This window comes from Sphingobium sp. RS1 (assembly GCF_056156825.1).
Genome location: NZ_JBLZXE010000005.1, coordinates 150,852 through 165,638, shown reverse-complemented (window position 1 = coordinate 165,638; position 14,787 = coordinate 150,852). Strand labels below are relative to the sequence as shown.

Below are 14,787 nucleotides of genomic sequence, written 5' to 3'. Positions count from 1 at the left end.
CGCAGCTTTTGCTCTACCCCTCAGTCGACCTGCGTGCCGAAGGTTGGGCATTTCCCTCCCGCGTGGCGAATGCCGACCCCAGCCTGCAGGCCGACACTTTGCGGGCGACGGCGGATGCCTATATCGGCGACAGCGACCCGAACGACTGGCGGCTCTCGCCGCTCGGAGCGCAGGATCTGTCCGGCCTGCCCCCTGCCCTCATCGTCGTCCTGTCGGTCGATCCCCTGCGCGATGAGGCGATCGCATATGCGGAACGGCTGCGTCAGGCGGGAGGCCGCGCCGAAGTGATCGAGTTCTCGAACCTGATCCATGGCTTCACCCATTTAAGGCGCATCATCCCCGCCGCAGCCGTGGCATCAGACGAGGTTTTAGAGCAATTTCGGAGCCTGCTTCACACGACCTGAGGCAAACTGAGTAAGAAAAGCATTGCCATCGTTTGCAAGAAGGGCTTTCTCATCTGGTGCCTCAGACCAAACGTCCATCCGCGAAGATAACTAGCGACACGCCTGCCTCGTCATCCGAAACAGGCGTGCTGCAAGCCCGTACCTTGCAGGAAATGGCGAAGCTGGCGGGCGTATCCGCTGCAACAGTTTCCCGTGCTTTGGCGGACAATAGCCTTATCGCCTTGAAGACGCGCAGGCGCATCCAGGCTTTGGCAAAGGAGGTCGGCTTTTCCGTGAACCCGGCCGCGCGCATGCTGCGCACGCGCCAGTCGCACACGATCGCGCTCGTCCTGCCGCTGGGCCATGAAAAGGGACAGCATTTAAGCGACCCGTTCTTCATGGCGATGCTGGCCTATCTTGCCGACGCGGTGTCGCAGCGGGGCTATGATCTGCTCTTTAAACGCATCGAACCGGAACATGACAACTGGTTGCGCCAGATTATCGACAGCAGCCGGGTCGATGGCGTGCTGGTGGTGGGTCAATCGGATCAGGCCGCCGTGTTGCAGGAGGTCGGCTTGACCTATGAGCCGATGGTGGTGTGGGGCCAATATAGCCCTGAACAAAGTTATTTGTCGGTGGGGGTCGACAATGTGGAGGGTGGCCGCATCGCGGCGGCACGGCTGATGGCACAAGGGCGCCGAAAGCTTGCCTTCCTGGGCAATATCGGCGTTCCTGAATTTGCTGCGCGCTATGAAGGTTTCCTGTCGTCAGCGTCGTCCGATACTCCGCAGCCTCCCGTCCTGATCCCAGCACATCTCACTTCCCAGGACGCGTTTGCCGCTGCGGAAACGCTTTTCCGGGAGCATCCCGATGTGGATGGCGTGTTTGCTGGGTCCGACGTCGTGGCGATGGGCGTGATCCGAGCCGCAGCCGCGCTGGACCGATCCGTCCCGCAAGATCTGTCGGTCATCGGTTTCGACGACGTGCCGATCGCGGCGCAAAGCAACCCGCCGCTGACGACGATCCGCCAGGATCTGGAACGCGGCTCCGCGCTGATGTGCGACTTGTTGTTCAAGCGGATGAAGGGCGAGGCGTGTGAATCGGTGCGCCTCGCTCCTGAATTGATCGTACGCATCTCGGCCTAGGGTCAGGACCTATTAAATCTCTTGCCGAGCGGAAGATTGATTGATTCAATGGCTGCGTGAGGAGACGTTGCCATGAGTGATGTGATTTGGCTGTCGGAGGCGCAGATGCGCCGGATCGAGCCCTATTTCCCTCTTTCTCACGGCGTGCCGCGGGTGGATGATCGTCGGATCATCAGCGGTATCATCTTCGTCATCAGGAACGGCTTGCGATGGCGCGATGCGCCCGCCGACTATGGTCCGCCCAAGACGATCTATAATCGTTTCATCCGGTGGAGCCGTCTCGGTGTGTTCAACAAGATTTTCTCCGCCCTTTCGGCGCAAGGCGGCAAGCCAGACCAGTTGATGATTGATGCGACGCATCTGAAGGCGCACCGGACAGCTGCCAGTCTGTTAAAAAAGGGGCTGTTCCCAGACGTATCGGACGCACCAAAGGCGGCCTGAACTCGAAGCTCCACGCCGTGTGCGACGGCAAGGGCAGGCCACTGGTCATGCTGCTAAGCGAGGGCCAGATGAGCGACTACAAGGGAGCAGCCCTGATGCTCGACGCTTTGCCCCGTGCCAAAGCCCTGCTCGGCGATCGAGGCTATGACGCCGACTGGTTCCGCAAGGCCCTCGCCGAACGCAACATCACGGCCTGCATCCCGTCAAAGCGGAACCGGAAGGTCCCGATCCCGCACGACGCTATGCTATATCGCCAGCGTCACAAGATCGAGAATATGTTCGGCAGGCTCAAGGACTGGCGGCGCATCCATACCCGCTACGATCGCTGCGCTCACACCTTCATGTCAGCCATCTGCATCGCTGCAACCGTCATCTTCTGGATTAATCAATGAGTCCTTCTCTGATTGGGGCCTTTGGGTCAAGCTGCATCCTCAGTATCGTGACCGCTCCCATGGATCACTTGCTTCTCTCCGCGATCGACGCTTGGTCGCCGCATAATGGGGTTAGAAGAACGAGGCGCTTCAATCTGAGCCTCGACCTTCAGACATGCTGAGGTTCTGGACTCACTGCGAAGTCGGCTCGCCCATCGTCCCCATGGGAACGATCGCTTCCCACCCGGCTTGGGCGGAAACTGATTTATCTCCTCACACAGCCGCGACCGCCGACGCTTTACCCCAGCGGAAGTCGGTTTGATCGGTCCACATGCGATGTAAAATGACGGCGAGCTTTCGTGCGACGGCGACGCGTGCCTTTGCCAATCCGCGGCGTTGCGCGATGCGCATGCCCCACGCTTTCAGTGTCGACCATTTCGTGCAGCGCGTCAGCAATGTATGCGCGGCTTCGTAGAGAGCGGTGCGAGCGAGTTCGTCCCCACATCGACTTATGCGGCCCTGAATGTCCGTTTCGCCTGATTGGTAGCGGCGCGGCGTAAGACCGAAATGCGCCCCGACGTCGCGTGACCGCCGGAAGCGTTCAGGCTGATCAACCGTCGCGCGAAAAGTCAGCGCAGTAAGCGGTCCAACTCCAGGTACCGTCATCAGCCGGCGACAGACAGGTTCGACACGAACGGCATCCAGAACCCGCTTTGTCAGACGTGCAAGTTCAATGGCCATCGTCGCTAGGATAGCCAGTAATGGTTCGACAATGTCTGTGATGCCAGCATCCGCCGAGGCGAGCTCTCTGGCGCGCGGTGCGAACATTTTCCGACCAGGCGTGCCGAGCTTTAGCCCTGCCTCGCGTAAGACCGCACGGACCTCGTTCTCAATGTCGCGCTGCTTGTTCAGCACCATCCGCCGAGCACCAAGCAGCGCGCGGGCAGAGCGGCACGGCGGGCTCTTCACATGTACTGCCCGATACCATCCTGTGCGGATGATTTGAGCCAGGCCGCGAGCATCATTACGATCACTCTTATTGGGCATTGCGCCCATTGCGGCCTTAGCCGCGCGAGTTTCGATACACAGCACCGGAAGCCCGGCTCGGGCCATCCCCTGATGCAGCCAGGATGCCAGTGAACAGGCCTCAAGACCAATACGCTCGATCGGTAAGTCGAGTGCGGCGAAGGCATCGATTAAGGCAGCGGGGTCGCTCGACGCGCGAAGTTCGCGTTCGATCTTGCCTACCTCATCGACGATACAGATCGCTGTCTCTTCCAACGAAACATCCAGTCCGGCATAGTAGCGCATGGTTGCTCCTCCTTATGGTTGTGGCCGCTCAACACGGACCACGTCTTACCATTTTGCGAGGAGCAGCCACCCAAGCGATTCAGGGTCGGCCCCAATCACCCCATCTGATCTTAGCTCGCTAGGCTTTTGGGCGACGATTCAGGTTGGGCGCGATCAAGAGCTGCCTTGGCCAATAGCAGCGCGCCTCTCAGTCCGACATCGGCTTCCAGTTGAGGTGGTTGTATGATCTGGCCTACCGTGCCACGCTCAGCGAGATAACCAGCCGCTAAATGTTCGGCATGGACACGGACGCGGTCCAGAAGCCCGGGCGTACCCATCACTCCGCCGCCAAACACGATGCGACCGGGAGAAAGCATTGCCAGCATGGAGGCCACCAGATGGCCGAGATACCACGCCACAATGTCATGCGCGGGGTGATTCTCATCCAGCTGTGACAAGGAGCGGCCCCAACGGGCGATGATGGCGGGACCACTCGCCAATCCTTCCACACAGGCGCCATGATAGGGGCAACAACCCGGGAAATCCGTGTCCATCGGATGACGGGGAGGCAGCAAGTGACCCATCTCCGGGTGCCGCAGTCCGTGAAGAGCGCGCCCATCAAACACCGCGCCGCCACCTATGCCCGTTCCCACCGTCACATAGATCAAACCCTGTCCGCAGGCTTCACCCCCTGCCTCGACTTCAGCCAAGGCGGCAGCGTTGACGTCGGTGTCGATTTCGATGGGCACCGCAAATGCCTCGCGCAGAGGCTCGACCAGCGATACTCGGCTCCATCCGGCTTTGGGCGTATCCGTCAAGGAACCCCAGTTGGGCCGTGATTGATCAAGCTCGATCGGACCGAAGCTGGCAACGCCCAAGCTGGCCAGGCGCCCATATTGCTGTTGCGCCTGCCGTAGGAAGTCAACCATGCGCCCGATCGTATCTGCCGGGTGGGTCGTTTCTATGCGCGTACGCGTCAGCCACTGGCCTTCGCCATTCGCCAGCGCGCAAATGAATTTCGTGCCGCCCGCTTCGATGCAGCCGTATAGCGGCTTTGCTCCTACGTCCATCTTCACTCCCATTCGCAGGCGGGCTGCGGTTGCACGACGTCACCGTCGAAGATGAGCGAGAACACCGGCGCGACCGTACCGCCGAACATGGCGCGACGCTCCTTCCGCGCCTGCGGGGGCTCCGTTCCCTTCGCTCCTGGATAGTCGATAAAGCTGATCACGTTTCCTTCGCTCGACACCCACCAACAATAAGCCTGAAGTGGTGAATCGACAGGATTGGCAGCGACCAGGCCGGTCCCGTTCAGTGGACGCCATGGACCAGCGAAACGCTCTGCCACCATGCCGTAAAGGCCAGTAGGAGCCCCCACGTCAGCTGCATGGCGGCGGCCGTGGCTGGACCAGAAGCAATAATATAGTCCGTCGCGGACGATCACATGCGGTCGTTCCATCTCACTGTTCACGCCAACCGCTTCGATCAGCGGCGGCTGCAGAGTCCAGCCGTCCATGGTGCGGGTCGCCAGGCCGATAACGCCATCCAGCCTGTTGTCCGTCCATCCAGCCGAACCGGTGAACAGCAGATACTCAGCCCCATCTGCCGGATCCCGGAAAAAGCATGGATCACGAAAGCCCCAGATGCCATGGGCAGGCGCGACGATCTGGTCGGCAATCTTGTACCAGTGGCCATCGGCCGCGACGGATTGAACCGGCTTAGACCAATTGCGGAAGACAGGCATGTCGCCGTCGAATTCAAATTCGGCATGCGTTTCAAAGAGCCGCTGCTCGAAGCTGTGGGGCCCGTCCCGCTGGCCTGTTGCCGTGAAATACAAAGTGACGGTCCGGCCATCTTCCGCAAGTACTGAGCAACCGGACCATTCCCGACTGCCAGGCGACCATCCATCGGGCAATAACCAGCCGTGATCCCGCCACCCGTCCGTACCACGACTTGTAAAGCGAATGCGGGCGATGTCGTGGCGGTCTTCCGGATCGTCCAGCATCGCAGTTGCCAGAAAGAACCAATATTCGCGTTCATCAGCAATGACAGGGCTGCCATCCGGCCGGGTTAGCTGCCACATGTCCCACAGGTCGAGACCTTCGATCACCCGGGCGGGCGGCATATGTTGTATGAGGGGCAGACGGCTAAATTTCTGGTCGCGGGCGTGAGCGATCCATTCCTTGGAAAGATGGGTCCCCATCGTTTGAGGATGGTTGATGGCATTGCCATTCCCTGACATTCCGATCGGCATCTTCCCTCCTGAGCGCGTCAAAGCTGTAAAGACACACACATGGCCCGCGCTTGCAATCCATTGCAGATGCCGTATGCTGCAATCCATTGCAAGGTGGTTTTGTGTGAAGTTCGTTTATTGACGCGCTAAAATGATCACTTTCGGAGGGGGCAGCGGCTATCAAGTCGATTGCTGGTCCTCAGGACGGGCGTCCCAGGCTGATCTGCACACAGTCTGGGACGTCATGCCACGGCAAATGACGGCTGTTGTCTCAGCGCGCTATCGCCCATTTGATGAAAATCATTATCTGAAGTGTCTGCTTCGAACGCGCGAGAAGGTAATCCGCTGCGTGGATCAGCCGGATTGTTGGGGCCTGCTCGATGCTACCTGCCGTCATTCTCGGCCTGCATTACCGCCACGTCGTAGGTTGGGCTGTCAGCGACAGGATGAAGAATGACTTGGCGATCAGGGCATTAGATATGGCGGTGCGCCTGCGCCAGCCTCCGGAGGGCTGCTTTTTCCACTCCGATCGGGGCAGCCAAGGCGGATTCAACCGGTCGTCGCAACACCGGCTTCATACTGTGCGACCAGGAACTGGTCGAGGACTTCTGCGGGGGTTCTCCAGCCAAGCGTTTTCCGTGGACGCGTGTTCAGCGCGTGAGCAACGGCGTCGAGATCGCCTATGGAGTGCCGGCTAAGGTCGGTGCCCTTAGGGCAGTACTGTCGTAGCAAGCCGTTGGTATTCTCATTCGATCCGCGTTGCCACGGGCTTTGCGGGTCGCAGAAGTAGATTTCCAAGCAGCTGTCGATCTTGAGCTTTGCGTGCTGGGCCATCTCTGCTCCCTGGTCCCAAGTCAGCGATTGCCGGAGCTTCTCCGGTAGTTCGCGCATGGATTGGACGATGGCTTTGCGGACAGCTTCTGCCCCATGGCCGGCCAGCGGTTGGCGGTTCCTGATGCCTTGTCCATGTTGATATCCGTCCTCTCGCGGCAAATGCAGCAGCATGGTGAATCTGGAACTTCGTTCGACCAGGGTGCCGATCGCCGAGCTATGCAGTCCGAGGATGAGATCGCCTTCCCAATGCCCGGGAACTGCCCGATCCTCGACTTCCGCAGGACGCTCGCTGATCATGATGGCGTCACCGATGAAGGATTTTCCGCGCCCTCGTGCGCGTTCACGCGGCGTTCGTAGAGCCCGACCCGAGCGCAGACATGCCGTCAACACCTGACGCAAGGCGCCTCGCCCCTGAATATAGAGGGACTGATAGATGGCCTCATGACTGATGCGCATGGCGGGATCCTCAGGGTAATCAATCCGTAGCCGATGAGCGATCTGCTCGGGGCTCCAGGCCACCGACCATCGTCGACTTTGTCGATGTACCGCACGGCGCTTCTTCCATATCACCTGCGGCCCGGCAAAGCCGATACCATCAGCATCCGTGATCTGACCGGTAAGGCGTTCTTCCACGTACATGCGCAATGCCGGATTGCTGGCCAGCTTCCCGGGGCGCGGGCGACGGCCGGCGCGGTGAGCGTGCCACTGTGCGGCGATCGGGCGATATTCCAGATTGCCGCCACGCGTGGCGGCATTGCGCCGCACTTCGCGCGAGATAGTACTGGCTGAACGTCCAAGTTTGCGGGCAATGGCGCGGATCCCGAAACCTCGCGCAAGTTCGAGAGCAATTTCCTCTCGCTCCTGGAAGCTCAGAAATCGACCACTGAGTGCTGGCGCCGATGGCGCCAAATGTGTTGGCGGCATACCTCCCGAACTCCGAAACCAACGTGGCCCCAGCGGTGTCGAAATACCGGCATCCGCAGCAGCATCTTCACTGCTACGCCCTCGAGCGATCGCTTGCCAGAAGCGGAAATGGTGCTCACGCTGCCAGGCAGGTGGGCGCCCCGGGGAGCGCAACCTCTCTCGGGTGCAGCGTTCTGATGCTCGACGGCCTGCCATGTTCACAACCTCCAATTTCTTGGTGTTGCGACGACCGGTTGAATCCGCCCAATATTGCTCCTACGCCTATCAAAAGAAGCTGCAGGCCTACGGCCTGCGTCCATCAATGAGCGGCAAGGGTAATTGCTACGACAACGCCTTTGTTGAGACGTTCTTCAAACCCTGAAGGCGGAACTCATCTCTGCGCGGCATCAGCCCGCTCGTGGTCGAAGCCAAGGTGGCAGAATGAGATAGGTGACCGGCACAAGACCGTTACAAATCTATTCTGCGCCCATTGGAAGTCCGACTTCTGAGCGCATTGAAGACCATCCGCTCAGAACCAGGAGTCAGACACGCTCCCAAATCGCTGCGATCCCCTGGCCGCCGCCGATGCACATCGTCGCCAGCCCGTAGCGTGCGCCGACACGGCGCAGTTCATGGACCAGCTTGGTAGTGATAATCGCGCCGGTCGCGCCGATCGGATGACCCAGCGAAATGCCGCTGCCATTAGGGTTCACCTTTGCTGGATCAAAGCCCAGTTCCTTTGACACAGCACAAGCCTGCGCGGCGAAAGCCTCGTTAGACTCAATAACGTCGAGATCGGCGATGGTCAGTCCTGCCTTTTCCAACGCCCTGCGTGTGGCAGGCACCGGCCCGATGCCCATATAAGCGGGATCGACACCTGCGTGGCCGTAGGACACCAGCCGCGCCAAAGGCTTGAGACCACTGGCGCTCACCGCCGCCGCACTCGCCAGAACGACCGCCGACGCGCCGTCATTGATGCCAGACGCATTTCCTGCCGTGACGGTGCCTTCCTTCTGGAAAACGGGCTTCAGCTTGCCGAAGTCGTCCACTGCCGCGTCGGCCCGGACAAACTCATCGGTGTTGAACGGCACGAGTTTGCGACGCACCAGCACATCGACCGGCACAATCTGATCCTTGAAATAGGCCTGCGCCATGGCGTTGGCCGCGCGCTTCTGGCTCACGAATGCCAGTTCATCCTGCTCCTCCCGTGAAATGCCGTAGCGGGCGGCCACATTCTCCGCCGTCACGCCCATATGGATCGCTTGGAAGGGATCGGTCAGCGCGCCGATCAGGCCATCCTGCGCTACCGCATCGCCCATCTTCTGGCCCCAGCGCGCAGCGGGCAGGAAATAGGGCGCGCGGCTCATCACCTCCGCGCCGGCGCCGACGGCGATTTCGCAGTCCCCCAGCATGATCGACTGCGCGGCAGAGATGATCGCCTGCAAGCCCGATCCGCATAGGCGATTGACGGTTAGCGCAGGGCATTCCTGCGGCACGCCCGCCCCGATGGCAGCGATGCGCGCGGCATAGGCATCTCGCGGTTCGCAATGTACGACGTTTCCCAGCACGACGTTGCCAATTTGAGCCGCATCCACGCCCGCCCGCTCGATCGCCGCCTTGGCGACATGAGCGGCCAATTCACCCGGCTTTTGATCCTTCAGCGACCCGCCGAAGCTACCAATGGCGGTTCGTGCCGCCGACAGCAGAAAAACGTCCGTCATGTTTGTGACTCTCTCTAAGCGTTAAGGTCTTCGAACCGGCGCCCTTCGGCCGCCAGCTGCTCGATCAGGGGAGCGGGCGTCCAGGCCCAGCTATTGCGGCCCGCAGCATAGCTGCGCAGCCGATCCAGCAGCACGGGCAAGCCGATCAGGTCGCCTTGGAACATCGGCCCGCCCCTTGCGGGAGAAAAGCCGTAGCCGTGCAGAAAGGTCATATCGACGTCAACCGGCCGACTGGCGATCCTTTCGCCCACAATCCGCGCGCCTTCGTTGATGAGGGTTAGCAGACAGCGCTCGACGATTTCCTCGTTGCTGATGGCACGACGGGTCAGACCGATCTCGGCCGAATAATCCTCGATCAGTTTGATTACTTCGGGATCAGGCTCCGCCGTCCGCCCGTCGGGATAGGCGTAGATGCCCTTCCCCGTCTTCTGCCCGAAGCGGCCTAGCTCGCAAATTTTGTCTATGACGCCAGAATAGGGCCTATGGGGCTGCTCCACCGCGCGGCGCTTGCGGATCGCCCAATCTATGTCCTGGCCTGCCAGATCCATCGTCCGGCACGGTCCCATGGCCATGCCCCATTGTTCCAGCGCGGCGTCGATCTGATGCGGCAGCACGCCTTCTTCAAGCATGAACCAGACCTGCCGCAGATATTCCTCGAACATACGGTTGCCGATGAAGCCATCGCATACGCCAGATACGACGCAGACCTTGCCCATGCGCTTGCCGAGCGCCATGGCAGTCGCCAGCACATCGGGCGCCGTCTCGCGCCCGCGCACGATCTCCAGGAGGCGCATGATATTAGCGGGCGAGAAGAAGTGCAGGCCTACGACGCGCGAGGGATTATGCGTCAGGGCCGCGATGGCGTCGAGGTCTAAGGTCGATGTGTTGCTCGCTAGGATCGTATCAGGCCGGACGATCGGGTCTAGGCCGGTGAATATCTGCTGCTTGACCGCCATATCCTCGAACGCGGCCTCGATGACGAGATCGACCTCGCAGAGCGCATTGAGCGTGGGCGCAGGGGTGAAGGCGGCGATGCGCGCTTCCGCCACGTCGGCGCCGATCCGCCCCTTCTCCACCTCGCGGGTCAGCGTCTTACGGATGGCCGCCTCCGCCTTGGCGAGCGCTTCGGAGCGGAGTTCGACCATAGTCACGGGCAGCCCCGCATTAAGCAGAGCGATGGTAATGCCCGTCCCCATCAGCCCGCCGCCGACAACGCCGACCCGCTGGATCGCCCGCGGTTGCGCATCCGACGAAAGGCCCGGAACTCTGCTGACCGCCCGCTCCCCGAAGAAGGCGTGGCGCAAGCCGCGTGAGGCAGGCGATTGCACCAATTCGCTAAAAAGCGCCGCTTCCCGTGCCAACCCTGCAGCGAGGTCGTCCGACAGCCCAGCCACGCATTCGAGGATGTAGCCGGGCGCCATATTGAGGCCAGGGCGCAGCTTTGCGCGGCGGGTCTCCACCGCTTTCGCGGCGTCGATAGGGATCGCGAGGTCGCTAGTTCGTCGCATTGGAGGCAAGGCAACGCGTGCGGTCTCTAGCGCAGCTTCCACCACATCGCCGTCCACGAGCTGATCGATTAGTCGCAGTTTCAGCGCCTGCTGCGCCATCAGCGGCTTGCCCGAAAGCATCATGTCGAGCGCTGCGCCAGCGCCGATCAGCCGCGGCAGCCGCTGCGTACCTCCCGCGCCGGGCAACAGCCCCAGCGTCACTTCGGGCAGGCCCAGCCGCGTTCCGGCCTGCGCGATGCGGTAATGGCCGGCCATCGCGAGTTCCAGCCCGCCGCCCAGCGCCATGCCATGGATCGCCATGATGACCGGCTTCTGGCTGGCCTCGACCAGTGCGATCATTTCCCGCAGTTCCCCAATCCGCCCGGGATCACCTTCGAAGTCGCTGATGTCCGCGCCGCCGCAGAACAGCCGCCCTGCGCCTGCCAAGACGATCGCGCGGCAGGCCGGATCGTTCGCTGCCAAGCGGAGCGCGGCGCCGATCTCCTCCACAAAGCCGTTGCCGACCGACAAAGCATTGACCGGACCGTTGTTGAGGCGCAGCACCATGGTCGCGCCGACACGGCTCATCTCGACAGACATGATTTCCCTTTCGATCAGAAGGCGTCGGAGCCCATTGCCATGATCGGCGCTTCGCCGCCGGCAATAGTCGCGGCCAGGCCCTGGGCCTGTGGCAGCACCCTCAAAGCATAGAAGTCGGCGACGGCGCGCTTGCCCTGATGCAACGCGCTGTCGTCAGTGGCGGCCGCAGCCATGCGGGTCCACATCCATCCCATGGCAACTAGTGCGAACATCCGGAGATAATCGACCGCTGCCGCTCCTGCCGCATCTAGTCCCGCCCCCCGCAGCGACACCGTCACGCCGCGCAGCAGCGACAGCGCCTCACGCGTCCTGTCCGCGATGACGAGGTCGCCCGCTGTCTCCAGATCCGCGGCGATGGAGGCGAAAAGGCCCTCGACCACCGCCCCGTCGGCCAAGGCCAGCTTGCGCCCGACCAGATCCATCGCCTGCACCCCGTTGGTGCCCTCATAGATTTGGGCGATGCGGGCATCGCGGACATATTGCTCCATACCCCATTCGCGAATGTAGCCATGGCCGCCGAATACCTGCTGCGCTTGCACCGCGCTTTCGAAACCAAAGTCGGTGAACGCCGCCTTCACCACGGGGGTCAGCAGAGCGACCAGCGCATCGGCCTTGGCCCTCTCGGTTGCGTCCGGGTGAGCATGGGCACGGCCCAGCTGCAATGCCGTCCAGCCGGCGAGCGCCCGCCCCGCTTCGACAAAGGCACGGATGTTGAGCAGCATCCGCCGCACATCGGCATGCTCGATGATCGGTACCGGCCCGCGCGCACCATCGGCGCTGCGGCCCTGCAAGCGTTCCTTGGCATAGGCGACAGCCTGCCCATAGGCACCCCCAGCGATGCCCAGTCCCTGGATGCCGACCATCAGACGTTCTGCATTCATCATCGTGAACATGGCGGCCAGACCTCGATGATGCGCGCCGACCAGCCAGCCGGTCGCGCCGTCATAGTTCATGACGCAGGTCGGCTGGGCATGGATGCCCATCTTCTTTTCCAGCGCCCCGACCGACAGGCCGTTCGGCCGCGTGAAGTCGCCGTGGGCATCGGGCAAATATTTAGGCACTAGGAAGAGACTGATCCCCTTCACGCCCTCCGGTGCGTCAGGCAAGCGGGCGAGGACTAGATGAACGATATTGCCGCCGAAATCATGGTCGCCCGAAGAGATGAACATCTTCGTGCCCGTTACTGCATAGCTGCCGTCACCCAGCGGTTCTGCCTTGGTCTTGAGCAGAGCGAGGTCGGTGCCCGCGCCGCTTTCGGTTAGCGCCATCGCGCCCGTCCATTCACCGCTGACCATCCGCGGCAGATAGGTGGATTTGAGCTCATCGCAGGCATGCGCCATAATCGCCTCGCACGCGCCGCGTGTCAGGCCGGGGAACAGTCCGAAAGAGAGGTTAGTGGCCGATACCATCTCGTCCAGCCAGAGCTGAAGGATGAAGGGTAGACCCTGCCCGCCATATTCGGGCGCCGCTGACACGGAGGTCCAGCCGGTCCGCGCGAAATCGCGCCAGGCTTCAGCAAATCCATACGGCGTTTGGACCGTTCCGTCGACCAGCTTGCTGCCCTGCTCGTCCCCCTCGCGGTTTAGCGGATGCAGACGGTCGGCGCACATGCGTCCAGCCTCCTCCAGCACCGCTGCGGCGAGGTCGGCATCCACATCCTTGCCGATCCCGGCCATCTCCGCATCGAAGTCGAGCATGTTCAGGAGGAAGCGGTAATCATCGATCGGCGGAATATAACTGTACATCGGAAATCCCCCAGATTTTCACCTGTGTCTATACCAAACATCTGTTACAGTCAACAATGCGAGGTTCGATGTTTGATGCCATCAGCTATGCGTGGCGGAATATCGTGACGATCTGGGCAGCAATTTGGGCAGAATTCAACCTGCCGCGACGATACCACTCCGAAACCGAGTTCAGCTGCGACAGCAATAGATTGCGATAGATTGATCGATCTATTCCTGGTGGCAATGGCAATCCTTCCACTAGATCCCGGAACAGTTTTTCGAACCGGTCGCGCCGAGCAATTAGCTGTTCGCGAACCACCTCGGGCACTTCGCGAAAGTCATTCATCATTGGCAGCGTCAAAGAATCAGGCGCCAATTGGATTTCGAGAAAGGCCCCGCAGGCTGCTTCAAGTTTCGCCCAGGGATCATGTTGTGCGCCAACAGCCTCAGCGATCTTGTCCTGAGCCGCGTCTAATGCCCCATTATGCAGTTCAACGAACAGCGCGTCCTTCGATTTGATATGATGATAGAGTGATCCGCCCAGAACACCCGCCTGTTCGCCGATTTCCCGCATCGACGTGCCCCTATAGCCCTTGCGCGCGAACAGCTGCGCGGCAATCTCCAATATTTCCCGGCGGCGGTTCGGCCGCTCGTGATCCACGTCGGAAGAAGACAGGCTCTTAGACACCATGGCGCGCTAGCACATCAGCCACGCCCTGATCACCTGCTTTGTTGATCCAGGCGCAGTTGGCTTGCTCGTTCGAAAATCTTTGTGGTCAAGGGCTCATGGTCAGAGGAGCGCATAGCAACGTGGAACTCCACAGGTGCGAGCGCTGGCATCCCGTCCAGTTCTACAAGATCGCCTCGGGTCATATCCGCGCACACCATCGGTTCAGGAAAAATGCCGATACCTCCACCCGCCTTCGCAATGTCAACCATCATTCTGGCGTTGTTGCAAAGGTTGAGCGACTGCTGCTCGATGCGTGATGCCGCGATGGCCTCCCGCATGCGGCCGTGGATCGGTGAATGGCTGGCCAGAGACCAGACAGGAACGAGACGATCTGGCGAAGCTGCACAAAAGGACGCAGCTACTTCAGGGCTAGCGAGCCAGACCAGTTCCACTGCTCCGATCGGGCATACTTGCAGCGACGGATGGGCGATCGGCCCGGCCGCAAAAGCGATATCGGTCGTACCCTTGAGCAGTTGTTGAATGAGGTTTGCAGTGAGGTCTATTTCAAGCTCAAGACTGACCAAAGGCATGTCTGCCTTCAATGCGGAGAGAAAGGCGGGAAGGCAACTTGCTGCAACGATCTCGCCCGTTCCGATGCGAACAACACCGCTCGCTTCTCCATAACCTCCGCAGCGCAGCAAGGCAGTGTGCATGTCACCCCAAAGCATTCGGCAATCGCGAACAAGCTGTCGACCTGACGGTGTCAAGGTCATGCTTCTGCCCTCACGACGGAAAAGGGACGCACCTAAATGCGCCTCCAATTCGCGGACCCGGGCCGAAATAGTGGGCTGGGTTGTATTCAGCCGCTCGCCAGCAGCGGCAAAGGTGCCGAGCCGTTCGATCCAGAGCAGGGTTTCAATATGGTACATGCTGATACGATTTATAGGCATTGATGATGATTAATTAAAAAAACAAATCATTG

General features: G+C 60.9%; 12 protein-coding genes and 2 pseudogenes. 5 read left to right on the top strand and 9 right to left on the bottom strand.

Annotated features, from left to right (window positions below; genetic code table 11):
- From ACNHGR_RS24820 to ACNHGR_RS24810, 3 genes are all read left to right on the top strand, one after another.
- Positions 1–404, top strand: a 404-nt coding sequence (locus ACNHGR_RS24820) for an alpha/beta hydrolase fold domain-containing protein (RefSeq protein ID WP_475289676.1), incomplete at its 5' end; no start/stop codon positions are given.
- Between the two features lie 32 nt (positions 405–436).
- A complete protein-coding gene (locus ACNHGR_RS24815; protein ID WP_475289675.1) occupies positions 437–1,528 on the top strand; it encodes a LacI family DNA-binding transcriptional regulator in 1,092 nt (363 codons plus the stop codon).
- 72 nt (positions 1,529–1,600) lie between these two features.
- Positions 1,601–2,361, top strand: a protein-coding gene (locus ACNHGR_RS24810) for an IS5 family transposase (protein ID WP_449470398.1) whose coding sequence is annotated in 2 segments (ribosomal slippage) — positions 1,601–1,934 and positions 1,934–2,361 — 762 coding nt in all. Because the reading frame shifts where the segments join, the coding sequence is not laid out codon by codon here.
- A 252-nt stretch (positions 2,362–2,613) separates the two neighbouring features.
- Here ACNHGR_RS24810 and ACNHGR_RS24805 read toward each other — a convergent pair.
- The 3 genes from ACNHGR_RS24805 to ACNHGR_RS24795 all read right to left on the bottom strand — a co-directional run bounded on the left by ACNHGR_RS24805 (position 2,614) and on the right by ACNHGR_RS24795 (position 5,884).
- The gene (locus ACNHGR_RS24805) at positions 2,614–3,651 is read right to left on the bottom strand and encodes an IS110 family RNA-guided transposase (RefSeq protein WP_449469137.1); all 1,038 of its coding nucleotides are present in this window, start codon (positions 3,649–3,651) and stop codon (positions 2,614–2,616) included.
- A gap of 110 nt (positions 3,652–3,761) precedes the next feature.
- The gene (locus ACNHGR_RS24800) at positions 3,762–4,700 is read right to left on the bottom strand and encodes an ROK family protein (RefSeq protein ID WP_475289673.1); all 939 of its coding nucleotides are present in this window, start codon (positions 4,698–4,700) and stop codon (positions 3,762–3,764) included.
- Positions 4,701–4,702: 2 nt separating this feature from the next.
- Positions 4,703–5,884 carry a glycoside hydrolase family 68 protein gene (locus tag ACNHGR_RS24795; protein WP_449470394.1) on the bottom strand — a complete coding sequence of 394 codons (1,182 nt, stop codon included), beginning with the start codon at positions 5,882–5,884 and terminating at the stop codon, positions 4,703–4,705.
- Between the two features lie 368 nt (positions 5,885–6,252).
- Between ACNHGR_RS24795 and ACNHGR_RS24790 the strand changes: the two are divergent.
- A pseudogene (locus ACNHGR_RS24790) lies at positions 6,253–6,405 on the top strand (DDE-type integrase/transposase/recombinase); the annotation flags it as partial.
- Between the two features lie 7 nt (positions 6,406–6,412).
- Here ACNHGR_RS24790 and ACNHGR_RS24785 read toward each other — a convergent pair.
- Positions 6,413–7,816, bottom strand: a complete 1,404-nt coding sequence (locus ACNHGR_RS24785; protein ID WP_475289671.1) for an IS30 family transposase — start codon at positions 7,814–7,816, stop codon at positions 6,413–6,415.
- 46 nt (positions 7,817–7,862) lie between these two features.
- Here ACNHGR_RS24785 and ACNHGR_RS24780 point away from each other — a divergent pair.
- Positions 7,863–7,996 (top strand): annotated as a pseudogene (locus ACNHGR_RS24780) (IS3 family transposase); the annotation flags it as partial.
- Between the two features lie 146 nt (positions 7,997–8,142).
- Here ACNHGR_RS24780 and bktB read toward each other — a convergent pair.
- The 5 genes from bktB to ACNHGR_RS24755 form a co-directional block, all read right to left on the bottom strand.
- Entirely contained in the window at positions 8,143–9,321 is a 1,179-nt protein-coding gene (gene bktB / locus ACNHGR_RS24775) for a beta-ketothiolase BktB (RefSeq protein ID WP_475289669.1), read from the bottom strand.
- A gap of 14 nt (positions 9,322–9,335) precedes the next feature.
- On the bottom strand, positions 9,336–11,408 hold the full coding sequence (locus ACNHGR_RS24770) for a 3-hydroxyacyl-CoA dehydrogenase NAD-binding domain-containing protein (RefSeq protein WP_475289668.1): 2,073 nt from the start codon (positions 11,406–11,408) through the stop codon (positions 9,336–9,338).
- Positions 11,409–11,422: 14 nt separating this feature from the next.
- Positions 11,423–13,153 (bottom strand): acyl-CoA dehydrogenase, encoded by a 1,731-nt coding sequence (locus tag ACNHGR_RS24765; protein WP_475289666.1) that lies wholly within the window; start codon positions 13,151–13,153, stop codon positions 11,423–11,425.
- 85 nt (positions 13,154–13,238) lie between these two features.
- Positions 13,239–13,826 carry a TetR/AcrR family transcriptional regulator gene (locus tag ACNHGR_RS24760; RefSeq protein WP_475289664.1) on the bottom strand — a complete coding sequence of 196 codons (588 nt, stop codon included), beginning with the start codon at positions 13,824–13,826 and terminating at the stop codon, positions 13,239–13,241.
- Positions 13,827–13,855: 29 nt separating this feature from the next.
- Positions 13,856–14,755, bottom strand: a complete 900-nt coding sequence (locus ACNHGR_RS24755; RefSeq protein WP_475289662.1) for a LysR family transcriptional regulator — start codon at positions 14,753–14,755, stop codon at positions 13,856–13,858.
- Between the last annotated feature and the right edge of the window lie 32 nt (positions 14,756–14,787).